Source organism: Pseudomonas sp. ArH3a, assembly GCF_022648765.1.
In the GTDB taxonomy this organism is placed as follows: Bacteria; Pseudomonadota; Gammaproteobacteria; order Pseudomonadales; family Pseudomonadaceae; genus Aquipseudomonas.
The window spans coordinates 4,554,299-4,570,700 of the sequence record NZ_CP080330.1 but is presented as its reverse complement, the minus strand read 5'-3'; the positions used below and the strand labels follow the sequence as shown (position 1 = coordinate 4,570,700).

Here is a 16,402-nt window from a genome sequence, read left to right as displayed (position 1 = left end):
ATATGTACCCAGCGGCCCCGTGACAACCACAGCACTCACCCCGTAAAAAAGATGTGTAGATACCTATGGCTATCGAAGGCAAGCCCGCTCCCACATTTGGATTTTTATACATCAGAGAGAGGGTGTAGATATCGCCCCCTTCAAGGCGTGCACACCAACGCCTGGCGCTCATAGTTCAGCGCTTTATTCTGCGGGGGCAACGCATAGGTTGCACTGCACTGCTGCTCACCCCACTTGATAACCAACGTGCCCTGATCCTCCTCCACCAACGCCAGCGCATTGCCATTCGGGTCCGCAATCGCCAGTTGCTTGCCGTTCGCGTCCTCCAGCGAAGCCCCAAACGACAGCGGCTTGCGCTGCGCATCAAACAACTCAAACAACACCCGCCGCCCGGTGGTGCCGCTGTAGTGCGCCACCACGATTGCGCCACGGCGCGGCACCACTTGTTGGGTGGCGTTGGTGATTTCCACATCGCCGCCCAGGTCGCGGGTGTCCAGGCTCACCCAGTTCACCCGGTAGGGCTGGGCGTTGGGGATTACCGCGTAGCCGTTGTAGCCGGTCTCTACACCGCTGTAGCTGCTGATTTTTGCCCCGGAGATACCCGGCACTTCGGCCAGCGCGAAGGTCTCGCTGACAGTCTGCCCCAGGTTGATGCCGCCTGCGTGAGCGACCACGGAGCCTGCGAGGTTGAGGTTCTGTGAGTTGTAGCCCTGGCCCTGGCTGTAGCCGAGGCTGACGTCCGCTACCGAGGTGCGGCTGTTGATGTTCGCCGAGCCGGAATCGCCGCTGGTGTCGCTGTGGCCGGCCTGTACCGAATAGAACGTGTCGCTGGTGTCGGCGACGTAACCATTGATGCCCGCCTGGGTGGTGGTGTCGCCATGCTGCCGGCTGGTGGTGACAAACGCCCGTGGCGCGCGGGCCTGGCTGCCCAGCGGGAAGGAAATCGACAGGTTCACCTGGGTGTCGCTGCTCGGCTGGCCAAAGGTGACGATTTGCTTGGTGCGCGTCACGCCGAGGTTGTAGCTCAGGTCGCCCCAGTTGCTGGTGTAGCCGGCGGAAAAACTCTGCGAGCCGCCGCGGTTCCAGTAGCGCTGGTCGCTGGCGTTCACGTACACGCTGCCGAACTCGCTGTTGCGCCCGATACTCTGGTTGATGGTCAGGTCGGTGCGGGTTTTCGAATGGCCGGTGCGCACGCGCACATCCTGGCTGCTGTCTTCGACATGGTCGGTGAGGGTGCGGTAGCCCTCGGTGGAGTAGCGGTACGCGGCCAGGGTGAAGTTGGTGTCGGTGCCGGTAAAGGTTTTTGCATACAGCGCCCGCACGCTGCTGCCCTGGGTGGTTTTGCCCTGCGCCTTGCTGGAGGAGTGAGTGGTGTCCAGCGAGAAGGCGCCGAACGAGGTGTTCTTACCGGCGCCGATGGACAGCGCGTTGTAGTCCTCGCTGGTCTGCAAGCCGACAATCGCGCTGAGGTTGCTGGTCAAGCCGTAGGCCAGGGTGCCGCTGAGAAAACGCGGAGTCGCCAGGCCGTCCGCGTTGCTTTTGAACGTGCCCGCCGAGAGGCTGTACTTCACCTGACCTTCACGCACCATGATCGGCAAACTGGAAAACGCCTGCATCGTCACGCGGCGCGTGCCGTCGGCTTCGATCACGGTGATTTGCAGGTCGCCGTTGGAGCCGCTGGGGTAGATGTCGTTGATCTCGAACGGCCCCGGTGCGACGTTGGCGGTGTAGAGGATGTAGTCGTTCTGGCGGATTTCCACTGTCGCGTTGGTCTGCGCCACGCCACGGATCACCGGCGCATAACCGCGCTCGCTGTCGGCGCGCATGCCGTCATCGGAGGCGAGCTTGAGGCCGCGATAACGCACGCTGTCGAACAGGTCGGTGTCGGAGAAAATCTCACCGGCGCTGAACTGGCCCTTGATCGCGGTCACGTCGTGTTGCAGGTACGTGCGGTTGCTGGTGTAGGTGTTCGAACGCCCGGTGCCGCCGCTCAGGTTCGACTCGTTGCGCAAGCGCCAGGCGCCCAGGTTGATGCCGTTGCGCAGGCCGAGGTTATTCGAGATGCGGGTTTTGTAGTCGCCTGCAGTGCGGCTGCTGTTGAGCTGGTAGTTGACGAACGCGGCGGGCACGCCTTCATCCCATAACTGCGGGTCGACGTAACCGCGCAGGCCACGCTGCATGGCCACTTGCGGGATGCTCGCCATCAAACGCAGGCGGCTGCTGTCGTAGCGCACGCTGGCGTCCTCGATCATCTCAGAGAGGGCGTAGCAATCCTGCGGCTGCTGCGGGTCGATTTTGCCTTCGGCCTGCAAACGGTGCATGTCAACGCCCAACTGCTTGAGCAAATCGAGGGTCAGGCAGGCTTCGACCCGGCCGTTTTTCGGGTTGCGCTTGAAGTCGATGTCGCGCCGGCCCACCAGTACTTCGTTGCTGTACAGGTCGACGCGGTAATTGCCCGGCAGCACGCTGTTTGCCGAGAGCAACTGCTGCAAATCGACCGATGACTGGGAGCCTTGCAAAAAGGTGGTGTTGAAGGTTTCCGCAGCCTCGTCCGCCATTGCCCAGGCCGGCAGGCTGGCGGCAATCGCAAGCGACAGCGTCTTCAACTTCAGTGCGCCACGCGCGGGCCTGTTACTGGAAAGAAAAGACATGCGAAGACCTGTGACATCCCTGATTGGCGAACAGGCGGGCACGCAAACACGCACGCGAAGTGAGCCTGTGGGTTAGAGAAAAGGCTTAGGGTTTGAGGCGTGATTCAGTCGCGTGCGCGGCGACGCCTGACAGGGGAGCGGTGTAGTGGTTCTGCGCGCCGTAGTCATTGATGCTGGAAAACGACAGTTGCACCGAGCCAGCCGCGGGTGGCGTCTTGAGCGGGAACTGTTTTTCCTCGCCGGGCGCGATCATGGTCGAATCGCTGGCCAGCTGCGCCTGCACCTTAATGTCGGCCATGGACACGTGGTACAGCGTCGGGTTTTTCACCTGCAACAGGGTCTGTGCGCCGTGCTTGGCCAGCGACCATTCAAGCTGTGCAGGGGCCTGCAACGCACTGCCGGTGAGGCCAGCAGGGCGGTAAAAAATCTTGATGCGTTGGCGGATGGCCAACTGCAAGGTGTTCTCGGCCTCACTGGCCTTGGGGATTTCCTGCACATTCAGCCACACCACCGACTCGCGGTCCGTGGGCATGCCGGTGCCTTCGTACAAGATGCGCAGCAGTTGCTGTTCCTTGGCGAATACGCGGGCCAATGGCGGGGTGACGGCAAACGGTGCGCGGCTGGCGCTGGCGTCGTTCATGTCGACCCAGGATTGAATCAACACATCCTGGTTGCCGTTGCGCACGGTGATGTTGGCTTCTTTGTGGTCGCCATCAAATACGATACGGGTGGCGTTCAATGAAATGCTGGCGGCGGCCTGGGTAGCCATAAGCATGCCCAGCAGCCCCAGGCTTGCGGCGATATAACGAGGCAGCATGAGGGTTATCCGGTGTAATCAAAGAGAATGGCGAGGCCGTTTGGCCTCGCGCGATCGGTGCTCGGGGCGCCGAGTTACTCGTATTGCAGGATGAACGGCAGGGTGGCATCACCGCGACCGGCGGTGGATGCACCGGCGGCACCCGTGGTGACGTAGGCAGCCGCGAAGCTCAGGGTGGCGTCGCCGCCCGCAGTGCCTTGGCCGTGCATGGCGCTTTCAATGCGTGCGGTGCTTGTCGAGCTGAGGTCGATCAAGGTGCCTGTGCTGTCGAGCAGGGCGATACCGACGTTTTGCGCGGTAGCCGAACCTGGGTTCAGGGCCAATACTTTCTTGCCGTTGACCAGACCCGAACCGCCATTGTTGGCATCAAAGATCATCGCGACTTTGGTGCCCTGGTTGCAGTTGACGTTCAGGTTGAAGTCTTTGGCGGTCACACGGCCGGCGGTTGGGTTTTCCGCAGTGCCCATGTCCTTGATCGAAACGTTGCCCATGTCCACCGAAATAGTGCGGTCAGAGTTGGCGCCGTCTACCGAGCAGGCGTCGTTGTTGATCACGCCGGTGAAGGTGATTTTACCGCTGCCGCCCAGGGTAGGCGTCGGTACCGGATCAACGGCAAATGCACTGCCGGAAGCGGCGATAATGGCCGAGGCGATAACAGCCAGGGAAAACTTCTTCATGATGATGTCCGTAAGTGTTAGTTGGAAAATGCTGTTGTTGAACTGCGAGGAAAGAATAAGAGGCGAGGCGCTGCGAGCGAATAAGACGATTCTTATAAGCCGCGCTATAGACGGGTTAGTTGCACCGCAAGGCAGGTGGGGAACCAGCAAATAAAGGGCCAAGCCATTGCCTGGGAATGGCTTGCACGTTGTGCTTAGTTGAAGATGTTGCGCGCCAGGCAATAGGCGAGAAGGTCCTGGTCGCTGCTCACTTCCAGTTTGCGCATGGCGGATATTTTTTGTGCACTGATGGTCTTTGAACTGCGGTTCTGGCTGCGTGCAATATCACTCACGCTCATGCCGGAAATAAACAAACGCAGGATCTCGAACTCTTTGGGCGACAAGCTGGTAAAACGCTCGTCGATGGCCGTGAGGGTCTCGATCACCGAGGTCTTGGGCGGCTCCAGGCTGCGATAGGCGCTCTGTTGTGCAATGGCCTTGAGTGCCAGTTGAATCTCGGTGTGCAACTGGCTTTTCTGGATGATGCCGACCACGCCCAGCTCTTGCAGGCGAGTGAGGATAAGGTGATTGGAGATCATCGTCAGGATCAGGATCTGCACCTGCGGAAAATGCCGTTTCAGGTACTCCACCAGCTTCAGGCCATCACCATAGGGCGAGTCGCCCGGCATGTTGTAGTCGGTGATCACAATGTCGGCGCCCTGATGCTGCAACAGCTCGATCAGGCCCGCCGAACATACCGCTTCGCCCACGACTTGAAAGCGTGTGTCGCGCTCCACCAGCTCGCGTACCCCAAGCAGCACGATTGGGTGATCGTCCGCGATAACCACGTTGAATTTTTTCATAAAGGGCCGTCCGTAGTGCCAGTTCAAGTGAGGGAAGTGTGCCCGGGCTGGAGAGTTTCCAGGACGGCCGACAGTCGCTGCATCACAGTCTTCACCTTGAGCTCAAGTGAAGTGTCGAGGCTGCCGCGGTTCAATGCGCTTTCCAGTTCGATGCAGGCCTGGGCCAAGTCGAGCGCCTGCACCGCGCCCAAAGCGCCGGAGGCCGAATGCAGCAGCTGGCCGAGGGTGCGCGCGTCGCGCTGCGCCAGTGCCGCGCCGATCCGCTGCAAATCCTGCTGCACGCTGCTGATGAACAGCGGGCGCATCTTGTCCGACAGCTGCACGCTGTCGTCGAACGTCTCGGGCGGTGGTTCCACCGGTGGCTTGACTTTGCACTGCTTGACCAACTGCGCGCGCAAGGTTTGCAGACTCAAAGGTTTGACGATCCAGGCATTCATGCCCACCGCCAGGCAGCGCACGCCTTCTTCGCGCATGGCGTTGGCGGTTACGCCGATAATCGGCAACTGCCGGTCATGCGCCCTGAGGGCCTTGGTCAGTTCATAGCCATTCATCAAGGGCATGTTCACGTCAGTCAGCACCAGGTCGAACGCCTGCGGTTGCCACAGTTGCAGCGCCTGTTCACCGTTGGCCGCAAGGGTCACCGAGCAGCCGAGCGCCTCCAGTTGTTCCTTGATGATCGCCTGGTTGACTGGATTATCCTCCGCCACCAGGATGCGCAGCCCCAGCCGCCCTGCGCTTTGCGGTAGGGCGGCCGGCGGATGCTCGTGCTTGTCGTGCTGCGCCAACGACACGGTGGCGGCAATGGCGCGCACGTCGTGCATGTCCACAACCCAGCCCTGTTTCGTGTGCCGTGGCGGGGTGTGTGCGCCCGGCATGCACAGCACGCGTTGGCCGGGCCAGGGGCGGGGGGGCTCATTGGGCAGCACATCGACCAGCACCGCGTGGCGGCTGTCCTGTTCGGGCGTGGACGCCGCCAGGGCTGCCGTAATACCCAAACGATTGAGCCAGTCACACAGCGACTGCGCCAACTCACGCACCGGCGCCTGCACATACACAGGCGTTGGGCTGGGTTCGATCAGCGGTGTGTTGGTCAGGGCACCGCTGCACAACGGCAGGCGTATTTTCAGGGTAAAGCTGCTGCCCAGGCCCGGTTCGCTGACCACCTTGATTTCACCGTCCATCATCTGCGCCAGCCAGCGGCAAATCGACAGCCCCAGCCCGGCGCCGCCTTCACTGGCGGTGTCCGGTGCCTGGTAAAACACGTCGAACAGCTTGGCCTGCTGCGTTTCGGGAATGCCCACACCGGAGTCTGTGACCTGCCATTCGAGGTCGACGTTGTCGGCGTCGAATGTGGTCACTCTGGCGCGAATGACCACGCGTCCGATATCGGTGAACTTGATGGCGTTGCTCACCAGGTTATTGAGGATCTGGCGGATACGCATCGGGTCGCCCATTACACAGTCCGGCAGCTGCGGATCGATGCAGCTATAGAGTTGCAAACCCTTACGCTGGGCGAAGGCGGCGTAGGTGTGCAACGTGTCTTCGAGCATGTCCAGCGGGCAGAACTCCACGGCTTCAATCGCCATTTGCCCGGCCTCGATTTTCGATACGTCCAGCACATCGCTGATCAACTGGAACAGCGTGGCGGAGGAACGCTGGATCGTATGCAGGTAAGTTTGCTGATGGGGGTCCAGGTCGGTCAGGCCGAGCAGTTCCAGCGTGCCGAGCACGCCATACAACGGGGTGCGAATTTCATGACTCATGGTCGCCAGGAACAGCGTCTTGGCCTTGTTGGCGGCATCGGCGGCGCGGCGGGCGTCCTCCAAGGTCTGGGCGTCGTCGATATGCCGAGAGATGTCGTTGAACGCATACAGGCGCACGTCCTCGGCCTGATAACGGGTGGAGACAAAGCCGACTTGCAAGTGCCGGCCTTCGATCTCAAGGTGCGTTTCGCCGCTCTCGGCGCTGTCGTGCATACCGGCCAGGGTGGCCACCAGGTGTGCAGTGCCCGGCCATTGCTGGGCGCGTTGGTTCTCGATCAACACCTTGGCGTCGCTGCGCCGTACCACACACAAACCGGTGGGGGCGGTGTCGATAATCACGCGGCTGAACGCCACGCTTTCGGCAATCCGTTCGTGGGCCAGGCGCGCCGGCGCGATAACCTGGCGCCGGTACCAGCGGCTGCCGGCCCAGCCCAGGGTAATCAGGCTGCCGAGCAGCAGCGCCAGGGTGCTCAACGGCCACAAAGCCGAATGAAAGAAGTGTGAGTAGTTCAGGCCATAGATCGCGCTCCAGGGCTGGGCGCCCGCCTGGGTAATCTTGAATTCAAAGCCGTCTGCGTTGAAGTGCACGCCATCGCTGAGCGGCGCTCCCACTTCGGGGCCGATCAACCGGTTGCCATCGGGGGCAATCAGGGTAAAGCGGTCAAATGCCGAGTGTTCCAGGGCGCGTTGCACGTCGTCGACCTGAGCCATGTCGAGCAGGGTGCCGACCACCGCCTGGCCCTGGCCGTCGAGGGGCAGGCCGATGTAAGCCAGCAGGTGCTCGGACCCGGGGCCTGCCTGCCAGTACACGCGGTTCTGTTCCAGTGGTTGTGGCGTCTGCTCAAGGGTTTGTTGCACTGCGTTAACCAGCGCCACCAAGTTGCCGGTTTCCTCGGTGCTTTCCCGGCGCTGGTAGCCCACCGACGGTACGGTGATGGCGTAGTTCGCCTGGCGATTGAGCAGAAAGGTTTGCGGCGCCTCATACGGCGATGACGACCAGAAGGCGCTGAAATAACTAGTTAGGTGCGCGCCCAGGGCAAATATCTGCGGCCGGGTGGCGGGGCTGACCTGTTGTTCATCGAATTTGACGCTGAACGGTACCGAAAACGAATACTTCTGGCCTTCGTACAGCGTGCGGTGGTTGTCGACCATGCGGCTTTTCAGGCTGACATGAACCTTGGTGGCGCGCAGCAGTTCGGCCTGGATGCCCGGGTGTGTCAGGCTCTTGAGGTACGACTCCTGTTCCGCCAGGTTCTCCATCAGGCGCGCGAAATGAAAGCGTGTCGCGCCGTAGCGGGTTTCGACCCCGCGTTGCAGTGACCAGTAGTTGGTCAACACCAACAGTAACGCGATACCGAGCAGCACCATCAGCCCTTTGTTCAGGCGCAATGAGCTGCGGGTAAAGGCTTCGAGGACCGCATTGTTGTGCTTCATCAGGGGTTTCCGCAAGCGCAGGATAAATCGGCACAGGATGGAGCTTACTCCTTACTATCGAACAGATAATCCCTGGCCGCCAACTAGTGAGATGTCGCGGGGCCATCATTGTTCAGTAGTTGTTGAAATTGTTCAGAAGAAACCGCGTGAGAAATCAGGAAACCCTGCACCTGATTGCAGTCAATCTTGCGCAGCAGGGCCAGTTGCTGCGGTGTCTCGACACCTTCGGCGACCACGGTCAGGCCGAGTTTGCGGCCCAGCGCGATAATGCTCGCCAACGCCTGGGCCATCCCTTCGTTGTCGTGGCAGCCCTGCACCAGCGACTGGTCGATCTTCAATTCGGTAAACGGCGTGGACACAAGATTCAGGTACGAGCTGTAGCCCTTGCCGAAATCATCCTGCGACAGGCCGAAGCCCTTGATGCGCAGGCGGCAGGCGCCGGCGTAGAAGTTGCTGATGTCCTGGGGCACCGAGCATTCCATCAGCTCGAAGCAGATCATTCCCGGGATGCCGTCGTGGTGCAGCACAAATTCCAGCAGGCGGTCGGCCAGGTCGTGGCTGTTGAGCAGGTGGGTGGGCAGGTTGATCGATACCGGGATTTCGTAGCCACGCTGGCGCCAGCGTTCCTGGGCGTGGATCGCCTGCTTGAGCACCACCCACAATAGTCGCTCCTCCAGCTCGAATGCCTTGATCGCCGGCAGGAACGCAGCGGGCAGCATCACGCCTTGCTCGGGGTGCATCCAGCGCACCAGTGCTTCGGCGGCGACAATGCGCCCGTTGGCCAGGGACTTTTTCGGCTGGAACCAGGCTTGGAGCTGGCCTGAGCTCATGGCCTGGACCAGGGTGTGGCGGTCGATGTCCAAGTGTTCGGGCAATGCCGGGGAGGGCTTGCGCACGCTGTTCCTGAGCTGGTCCACCAGGCTGCGCAGGGCGTCGGCGGCGACGGGCTTGGAGATCAGCCCGATCACTTCCACATCGAGGTTTTTCGCCACCAGGCTTGCCGCCATCAACATACGCCGCGACGCCGCGCTCATGATCGCCAGCGCCGGTTTGCAACGCAGGCTGGCCAGGCACTGGATAAATTGCACGCCGTCCATGCCGGGCATCAGCAGGTCGGTCAGTACCAAGTCGAAATCGCGCTTACGCAGACGCTCCAGTGCTTCTTTGCCGTCCTCGGCGGTTTCGAGCATGAAATCCCCCAACTCACTGAGCAGGTGCTGCAGGTAGACGTGCTGCAGGGGATGGTCCTCAACGATCAAAATACTAAGGGGCTTCATGGGTGATCCGTGCATAAGGCGCCAGGGAGTTGAATAGAGCCCGCAACGCAAAGGGTTTGACCAGGCAATGGTTCATGCCGGCGGCCAGGCACAGGTCGGCCTCGCCGCGCATGGCGTTGGCGGTAGCCCCGATAATCGGCAACGGGCAGCCCTGGCGGCGCAGTTCGCGTGCCAGGTCATAGCCGTTGATGTGGGGCATGTTCACGTCCGTCAACACCACGTCGAAGTTGCCGGCGGTGTACAGCTGCAACGCTTCCTGACCATCGGCCGCCAGCTCCACGGTGCAGCCGAGTTCTTCGAGTTGGTCACGCAAAATCAGCTGGTTGATGATGTTGTCCTCGGCCACCAGCAGGTGCAGGTTGAGTTTGTTCAGGTCACTCTGGCGCGTCTGCTCACCGGCGCGGGCCACCCACAGCCCTTGGGCCTGGCTCACGGCCTGATGAATTGCGCCGAGGTGGTTGAGGTTGACGTGCCAGGCGCCGGCTTCGGCCTCCTGCGCGGTGCAGGCGTTACTGCTGACGTGGATCACCGGGCCCGGCCACTCGGGTGCCAGCAATGGGTCGACACTGCCGGGGTGCACTTGCAGCAGCAGATGGTTTTCCGGCAGCGTCGGCAGGCCGGCCTGGGCGCGAGCCCCCCAGCGGCGCAGCCAGCCGCTGATGGAGTGCGCCAGCTCTTGGATCGGCGACACCACGTAAATGGTCTCGGCCAACAGCGGGGTCATCGGTGGGGTCGGTGCTTCCTCCAGCGGCAGGATTAGACTGAAACTGCTGCCCAGCCCCAGTTCGCTGACCATGCGGATATTGCCATTCATCAATTCGGTCAGACGCTGGCAGATTGGTAAGCCCAGGCCGGTGCCGGCGACCACGTTAGTGTTGCCTTCGCTCTGGTAGAACGGCTCGAAAATCATCGCCTGGTCTTCCTGGGCGATGCCTTTGCCGGTGTCTGAAACCTGCCACAACAGGCTTGAGCGCTCGCCATCGCGGCCAAGCACTTTGACCCGCAGCACCACGCGCCCGTAGTCGGTGAACTTCACCGCGTTGTTCAGCAAATTGTTGAGAATCTGGCGGATGCGCGTCACGTCGCCGATCAGCCGCTCCGGCAACTTCGGGTCGAAGCAGGCATACAATTGCAGACCCTTGCCCTGGGCGGCTGCGGCGTAGCCCTGGATGATTTCGTGGACGAGGTCCAGCGGTGAAAACTCGCTCATTTCCAGCGCCAACTGCCCGGCCTCGATCTTCGACACGTCCAGCACGTCGCAGATCAGTTGCAGCAGGGTCGAAGATGAGCCTTCGATGGCATGCAGATAGTCTTTTTGCTGGGCGTCCAGTTGCGTGCGTGCCAGCAATTCCAGGGTGCCGAGCACGCCGTATAGCGGCGTGCGGATTTCATGGCTCATGGTCGCCAAGAACAAGGTCTTGGCCGCGTTGGCGGCGTCTGCCGACTGCCGCGCTTCTTCCAGCGCCGCCTCGACTTGCTTGCGCGCACTGATATCGCTGAAGGCGCAAAACAACACGTCCTCGCCCCTGTAGCGGGTCGGCGCGCTGCTCAGGTACAGGTGGCGGCCGTCGATGGTTTCAAAGTAATCGCTGCGTTCGGACGGTTCACCGGCGTAGGCCTGCTCGATCCAACCAGCGCGCAATGCCTTGCACTCCGGGCCGTTGCCCAGCCATTGCTGGGCCAGGGTGTTTTCCAGTACCACCTGGCCGTCGGTGCGGCGCAGCACACACAGCGCAACGGGCGCGGTCTGGATCACATCGCGGCCGAACGCCTCGCTCTCGATCAACGCCTGGATGCGGTGGATCGAGGGAATGATGAAGCGCTGGTCGACCCGACGCATCACCAGCCAGATCAGCGCCAGACTGAACAGGCAGAACAGCAGCGAACCCAGTAGCTGTTTCCACAATCCGTTGACCACCGCGCGCAGGTCGATGGAGTACATCAACTGCCAATCCGAGGATTTCAGGTGTTTGCGGATCACCAGGTGATCGGGCAGCAAACCGCTGCCGACAAAGCCGAAGAAGCTTTCTTCGCCGGGCCGCAGGTGTTGCTGGCGTGCCTGCGTGTCATCGCTGTTGGTAAACACCAGCGTGCCTTGGGCGTTGAGCATCATGAACTCGCCAGCGCTCTGGTCGCTGAGGGTTGAGGACACTTCGCGGCTTTCCATTTCCAGGCCCAGCCAGCCGGAAGTGGGGTCTTGGCGGTCCAGGCGGATGAAAATATACAGGTGCGAATGGTGCTCGGTGCGGTCGCTCAGCCACAGCTCGCTGAGCATGGCCGGGTCGCTGTGCTGTAGGGCTTTGAGGCGGTTGAGCATGCACTTGGACATCGGCAGCACCTGCGTGGTCGCGTCGTACAGCCGCACCACTTGCGGGTTGGGGCCGGCGTTCACATAAAGCAGGTTGAGCTGCTTGGCCTTGAGGTAGTCGCGCATGCGCGCGGTCAGCCAGATGCTCCACTGGTTGCCCGGCGTGTCGCCCAGTTGCAGGTGTTGTTCTTCCGGCGAAGAGAGGTAAACCCTGGACTGCTTGCGTACCGCCGACAGGCTCAGGCTTTCGAGCAAGGCTTCGCGGTTGGTGAAAAAGGTGTGGGCTTCGGCGATAGCGCTGCTCATGTAGCCGCGGCGCTGGGAGATATCGTTATTGAAGGTCGACAGCAGAAAGGTATACACCCCGCTCAGGATGCCGATGAGCAGCACGGTCGCGAAAATACGAAGCAGCCTTCTGGCTGCTTCGGGTCGGGAGAGGACGGGGTTGATTTGGAGCAGATAACTTTTCAATCGCATCGGCGGACTTTAAGCGTCGACCTTTGCGCGTGGCATAAGACGATCCTTAAAAACCCGCTACTTGTAGTACATATCCACCACCACCGCGGCGTCGAATGCGCCGGGAATCGGCAGGGTGCGCCACTTCAGGTCAGCACGAAATTCATCGTGGCTCTGGCCCAGGCCCATCAGCTCCTGCAGGGTGAACCAGTTGTTGAACGGTAACGGTTGCTGGCTCTCGGCGCGGGACAACGAGATGCCCACCGATTTGTTGTTATCCGGCACCAGCAAGCCGTTAATCACGCTGCCGCCGCCCGGCGTGGTGGCGAAGCGTGCGCTGACGGTGTAGGGCGTGTCGCAACCCTTGCGCAGGTTCAGGCTGAAGTTCGCGGTGCTGGCGACTTCACCGATTGAAAACTTACGCGAGGGCATAGGGAAGTTGACCACGCTGGGGGTGATGGTCAGCTCGGGCGTGCAGGGCACGAAGCGGATGCCGTTCATGCCGGTGACCACGTAGTTGAAGTTGCTGTTGGGCCGTGAGTTGAGCCCGCGCACGCCGTCGAGCTGGAACACGCGGTACGAGGTCAGGGTACTGGCCTGGCCGCTGGGTGGCGTGGGGTCGTACTTCTCGATGTACACGCTGAAGTTGAGCGTGAAGCGCGCCTTGTCCCAGCCGATGCAGTTGGAGGTGCAGCCGCGGTCGGAAAAAAAACCGGTGCCGACCTTGCCGGTACTTTGCGTAATCGGCTGGTTGTTATAACGAATGCCCACGCGGATACCCGTTCCGATGCTGACGTTGCCCGGGTTGACGTAGAAGTACACTTCTTCGCGGCCGACTTTGTAGTCGTCCTTGCAGATCACATTGGTGGAGCGCGGGCCGGACTCCCAGATGATGCTGCCGTTGGGTGCATCGGCAGCTACCGCCAGCGCGGTGCCTAGTGCCTCTTGGGTAATGATCGAGCCGGTGCCGTCTTCACGGCAGGCCAGTGCGTGGCTGGTCGCGGGCAGGACCGCGCAGGCCCACAGCAGCATGGGTAAAAAGCGTTTGGTCAGTGACATTGGTGTAAATACCCCGCGAATCATCAGTTGAGTGCCGCGCGATGGCGGGCCTGCAAACCGATATCGGTGATTTCGGTGAAATGGAGGGTGGTGCCCTTGGGCAAGGGGCTTGGCACGGTCAGGGTTTTGCTCTCGTACGGCTTGAGCAGCAGGTAATCGCTGAGCGCCTCGTTGTCGGTTTGCAGGTTCACCAGCGACAGGTGAAACGCGCTGGGGTTACGGACCGTGACGGTGCGCCCGTCGCCGCTGCTCCACACCAACTGCTGCACCGCTTCAGCCGAGCCACCTTGGAGCGCGGGCGGCCGATAGAACAGCTTGAGCCGCTGGCGTATCGCAAATTGCACGCTGTTGGGGTCTTCGGGCTTGAGCGGGATTTCCATGATATTCAGCCAGAACAGCGATTCACGATCGGTGGGCAAGCCTTCACCGGCATACAGGATGCGCAACTGGTGATGCTCGCCGGCACCCAGTTGCACCAGCGGCTCGGTGGCGGCAAACGGCACGGTGCGCTCGCCGCCTTCGTCCTCGCCGGTGATCCAGGTTTGCACCACCACCTCACGCGGTGCCTGGTTGACCACGCCGATGTTGGCTGCCTTGTCCTGGCCAAAATAGATCAGGCGCGTACCTTCGATCTTCAGCGCGGCGCTGGCAGGCGGCGGTGCCAGGGCCAGCAGCCCGCAGGCTAAAATCACCATTCTGAGTAGAAACATGAGCAAGGATGGATTCCATGGGAGCGTGTGGGAACGCAGCCCATGGTAGGGGGCGGGTGGGGCGAGGGCTTTCAGGCGATTCTTAAAAGTGGGCAGGTGTACCCCGTTGCCGTTTCAGAATCGCCTTAAAGTCAGGTTTCACCCCTGACGGGTAACGTGTTCAGCGTTGAATGATCGACGCGGATGCCCACCTGTCAGGTTTACCCTATGTCCAATAAAGCGTTACGCCTTCTGATTGCCGATGCAGACCTGCTGCAACGGATCAAGATTGAGAAAATGCTCAACCAGTTGGGCTATTACCGCATCGCCCCCTTGAGCTCGTTCGACGAGCTGCAGGCGTTAACACGCGTGGACGGCGTAGCGTTTGACCTGTTGATTATCAACACCGCGCTGGTGCACTCGCGGCAGGTCAACCTGTTGAAGTACTGCCACGACAACCCGCTGATTCGCCACACGCTGATCTATGACGGGCAATGCGCGCAGAGTTCGGTGGTGTCGGTATCGGTGAGCCAGACCCTGCACCTGTCGTTGTCACAATCGCCGGACTTCAACTCCCTGCGCCGCTGCATGGAGATTGTCGACCCGGACCATAGCCTGCCACCCGTTGAGCGGCCGACACTGCGCGCCGTCGACAGCCGCGTCAGCCACCTGTCGACGGCGCCGCGCGGCCTCTACCAGGGCGACCCGGCGGTGATAGCGTGTGCGGTCGGGTTGTCGCCCAAGCGCTGAGCGCTATGGCGCAGCATCAGCCACGCCAGACGGGCAGGTGGTCGTCGCCCAGCTCCCACATCTATGGTTACCCCCTTTTCTGCAATACTGTCTTTGATGGCGTGTATGGCTTGCTTTCATCTATTCGGCGTCTGAGTGGGGTATTGGCCCCGCGCCTCGATGAGAATTGATGCCCAACGACCCTAATTATTTGGACGGCCTTTCAGCCGTGTGGGAGCTCAGGGTTGTCGTCAGGCCGGTTGGCCGTTCACGTCATCTGTTATCCAGCATCGCAAAACCAGGTGGGTGGTGCTTGGGTGACAGCAGGGTCAAGCGTTCATCGCGCTTGGCCCTGCATCAAATTCAGTGTGGTTTGCCGCGATCGACCAAGCGATTCTTGCCAGCTTGTTGGCTAGCGCGCAGACCACTAAATTGGAGTGCCGATGGCCTGCCAGCAGCTTGCGAACCCAATCGGCCAAACTCCCTTTTGCTTATCCAAGTGCATCAAGTAGATACGGGCACATTGAACAAACAAGCGTCGCTGGTTTCGATCTCCGCGCTTGCTGATGCCCAAAAGTACGGTTTTACCGCCAGTAGAATGCTGCTTTGGCACAAGTCCTATCGAGGCTGAATAGCCTCGACCACATTTGAACTGCTTGCCATCGCCCAACTCCGCAGCCAAGACGCTGGAGGTGATCGGGCCAACGCAGGGAATTGTCATCAAACGAGAAGCCAGATCATCTTCAGCGACTTGGCTCTCAACTTCTTTGTCGAGAACCTTAACCTGACGATCCAGGTAGACGTAGTGGTCATACAGCCCTTGCAGCAGCTTTTTGATCAGCCCATGAAATGAGGCTGTTTCGAGTAACGCGGGCACCTCTTTGACTGATTTAAAGCCCGGTGCCAAGCTGACACCCACCTCCAAAAGCCCTGCATGAATTCGATTAACGGCGGCTGTGCGTTCCTTGATAAGCGAGTCGCGGACCGAGTTGAGCATGGCCAACGCTTGCTGAGCTTGGGTTTTACTGGTACGAAACGCATCGTTGGGCGACTAGCTGCCTCACAAATCGCTTCGGCATCAGCGAAGTCGTTTTATTGCTTTTACGTAAGGGCGCACGAGATGAGGAGCAATAAGTTTGGGGGTGTGTCCCAGCATGGCGACTTGTTGCGCCATGAAGTGGGCGCCGCCGCAGGCTTCCATCACAACAGTACAAGGCTCGATGGAAGCTAAATGCTGGAGCAATCCTGCTCGATTAAACTTTTTGCGCAGCAGTACATGGCCACGCTCATCTTGTTCGTGAGCGTGATAGCTGTGCTTACCAAGGTCAACGGCGGTGATGTCTACTTTGCTCATGGCTGCGGTCTCCGATAGATCCCCCTGTGAAAGCTTAGTGGGCGTTCACAGGGGGCGGCGGGGGTAGCCATCTCATTATTTGATTGAGTTTCAGCTTCCAGGATCAGGTCGACTGTCAGGCCGCCTCGGCTTCGGCTTGCTTTTGATCTGCTTTTGATCTTGATCTTAGGCGCCCCGTTAAACCACGCTGGCCGAACGCAGGCATTACTCCGCGGCGGCCCGCGGAGTAATGCCTGCGTTCGGGCACACCGAGCCTAGGCGAGGTGGCGAGTGGTGGGACAAGAGCCCTTTTGGTTACTTTTGGCTGGGCCGGCATTCCGGGCTCTTTTCCAAAAGTGACCCGCCG

10 protein-coding genes and 1 pseudogene are annotated in these 16,402 nt (G+C 60.7%); 1 reads left to right on the top strand and 10 read right to left on the bottom strand.

Features of this window, described 5'->3' with window-relative positions:
- Positions 1–140 precede the first annotated feature (140 nt).
- From K0P33_RS20695 to K0P33_RS20655, 9 genes are all read right to left on the bottom strand, one after another.
- Entirely contained in the window at positions 141–2,651 is a 2,511-nt protein-coding gene (locus tag K0P33_RS20695; RefSeq protein WP_242150974.1) for a fimbria/pilus outer membrane usher protein, read from the bottom strand.
- An 85-nt stretch (positions 2,652–2,736) separates the two neighbouring features.
- The gene (locus K0P33_RS20690) at positions 2,737–3,468 is read right to left on the bottom strand and encodes a molecular chaperone (protein WP_242150971.1); all 732 of its coding nucleotides are present in this window, start codon (positions 3,466–3,468) and stop codon (positions 2,737–2,739) included.
- A gap of 74 nt (positions 3,469–3,542) precedes the next feature.
- Entirely contained in the window at positions 3,543–4,145 is a 603-nt protein-coding gene (locus tag K0P33_RS20685) for a fimbrial protein (protein ID WP_094953713.1), read from the bottom strand.
- Between the two features lie 194 nt (positions 4,146–4,339).
- Positions 4,340–4,987, bottom strand: coding sequence for a response regulator (locus K0P33_RS20680; RefSeq protein WP_094953712.1), 648 nt, complete (start codon positions 4,985–4,987; stop codon positions 4,340–4,342).
- Between the two features lie 23 nt (positions 4,988–5,010).
- Positions 5,011–8,184: a hybrid sensor histidine kinase/response regulator gene (locus tag K0P33_RS20675; RefSeq protein WP_242150969.1), complete on the bottom strand. Its 3,174-nt coding sequence runs from the start codon at positions 8,182–8,184 to the stop codon at positions 5,011–5,013.
- An 83-nt stretch (positions 8,185–8,267) separates the two neighbouring features.
- The gene (locus K0P33_RS20670) at positions 8,268–9,461 is read right to left on the bottom strand and encodes an EAL domain-containing protein (protein WP_242150966.1); all 1,194 of its coding nucleotides are present in this window, start codon (positions 9,459–9,461) and stop codon (positions 8,268–8,270) included.
- Positions 9,448–12,246, bottom strand: coding sequence for an ATP-binding protein (locus tag K0P33_RS20665; RefSeq protein ID WP_242150963.1), 2,799 nt, complete (start codon positions 12,244–12,246; stop codon positions 9,448–9,450). Before K0P33_RS20665 ends, K0P33_RS20670 begins: the two co-directional genes overlap by 14 nt.
- Positions 12,247–12,303: 57 nt before the next feature.
- Positions 12,304–13,284, bottom strand: coding sequence for a fimbrial protein (locus K0P33_RS20660; RefSeq protein WP_242150960.1), 981 nt, complete (start codon positions 13,282–13,284; stop codon positions 12,304–12,306).
- A 23-nt stretch (positions 13,285–13,307) separates the two neighbouring features.
- The gene (locus tag K0P33_RS20655; RefSeq protein WP_277933783.1) at positions 13,308–13,994 is read right to left on the bottom strand and encodes a molecular chaperone; all 687 of its coding nucleotides are present in this window, start codon (positions 13,992–13,994) and stop codon (positions 13,308–13,310) included.
- A gap of 207 nt (positions 13,995–14,201) precedes the next feature.
- On the opposite strand from K0P33_RS20655, the gene K0P33_RS20650 reads away from it, so the two are divergent.
- The gene (locus K0P33_RS20650) at positions 14,202–14,723 is read left to right on the top strand and encodes a chemotaxis protein CheY (RefSeq protein ID WP_242150954.1); all 522 of its coding nucleotides are present in this window, start codon (positions 14,202–14,204) and stop codon (positions 14,721–14,723) included.
- Between the two features lie 308 nt (positions 14,724–15,031).
- Here K0P33_RS20650 and K0P33_RS20645 read toward each other — a convergent pair.
- Positions 15,032–16,056 (bottom strand): annotated as a pseudogene (locus K0P33_RS20645) (IS110 family transposase).
- Positions 16,057–16,402: the final 346 nt, after the last annotated feature.

Bases quoted from the DNA above. Each gene is read 5' to 3' on its own strand.
- K0P33_RS20680 (WP_094953712.1), bottom strand. From the start codon at position 4,987: ATGAAAAAATTCAACGTGGTTATCGCGGACGATCACCCAATCGTGCTG.
- K0P33_RS20660 (WP_242150960.1), bottom strand. From the start codon at position 13,284: ATGTCACTGACCAAACGCTTTTTACCCATGCTGCTGTGGGCCTGCGCG.
- K0P33_RS20670 (WP_242150966.1), bottom strand. From the start codon at position 9,461: ATGAAGCCCCTTAGTATTTTGATCGTTGAGGACCATCCCCTGCAGCAC.
- K0P33_RS20675 (WP_242150969.1), bottom strand. From the start codon at position 8,184: ATGAAGCACAACAATGCGGTCCTCGAAGCCTTTACCCGCAGCTCATTG.
- K0P33_RS20690 (WP_242150971.1), bottom strand. From the start codon at position 3,468: ATGCTGCCTCGTTATATCGCCGCAAGCCTGGGGCTGCTGGGCATGCTT.
- K0P33_RS20665 (WP_242150963.1), bottom strand. From the start codon at position 12,246: ATGCGATTGAAAAGTTATCTGCTCCAAATCAACCCCGTCCTCTCCCGA.
- K0P33_RS20695 (WP_242150974.1), bottom strand. From the start codon at position 2,651: ATGTCTTTTCTTTCCAGTAACAGGCCCGCGCGTGGCGCACTGAAGTTG.
- K0P33_RS20650 (WP_242150954.1), top strand. From the start codon at position 14,202: ATGTCCAATAAAGCGTTACGCCTTCTGATTGCCGATGCAGACCTGCTG.
- K0P33_RS20685 (WP_094953713.1), bottom strand. From the start codon at position 4,145: ATGAAGAAGTTTTCCCTGGCTGTTATCGCCTCGGCCATTATCGCCGCT.
- K0P33_RS20655 (WP_277933783.1), bottom strand. From the start codon at position 13,994: ATGTTTCTACTCAGAATGGTGATTTTAGCCTGCGGGCTGCTGGCCCTG.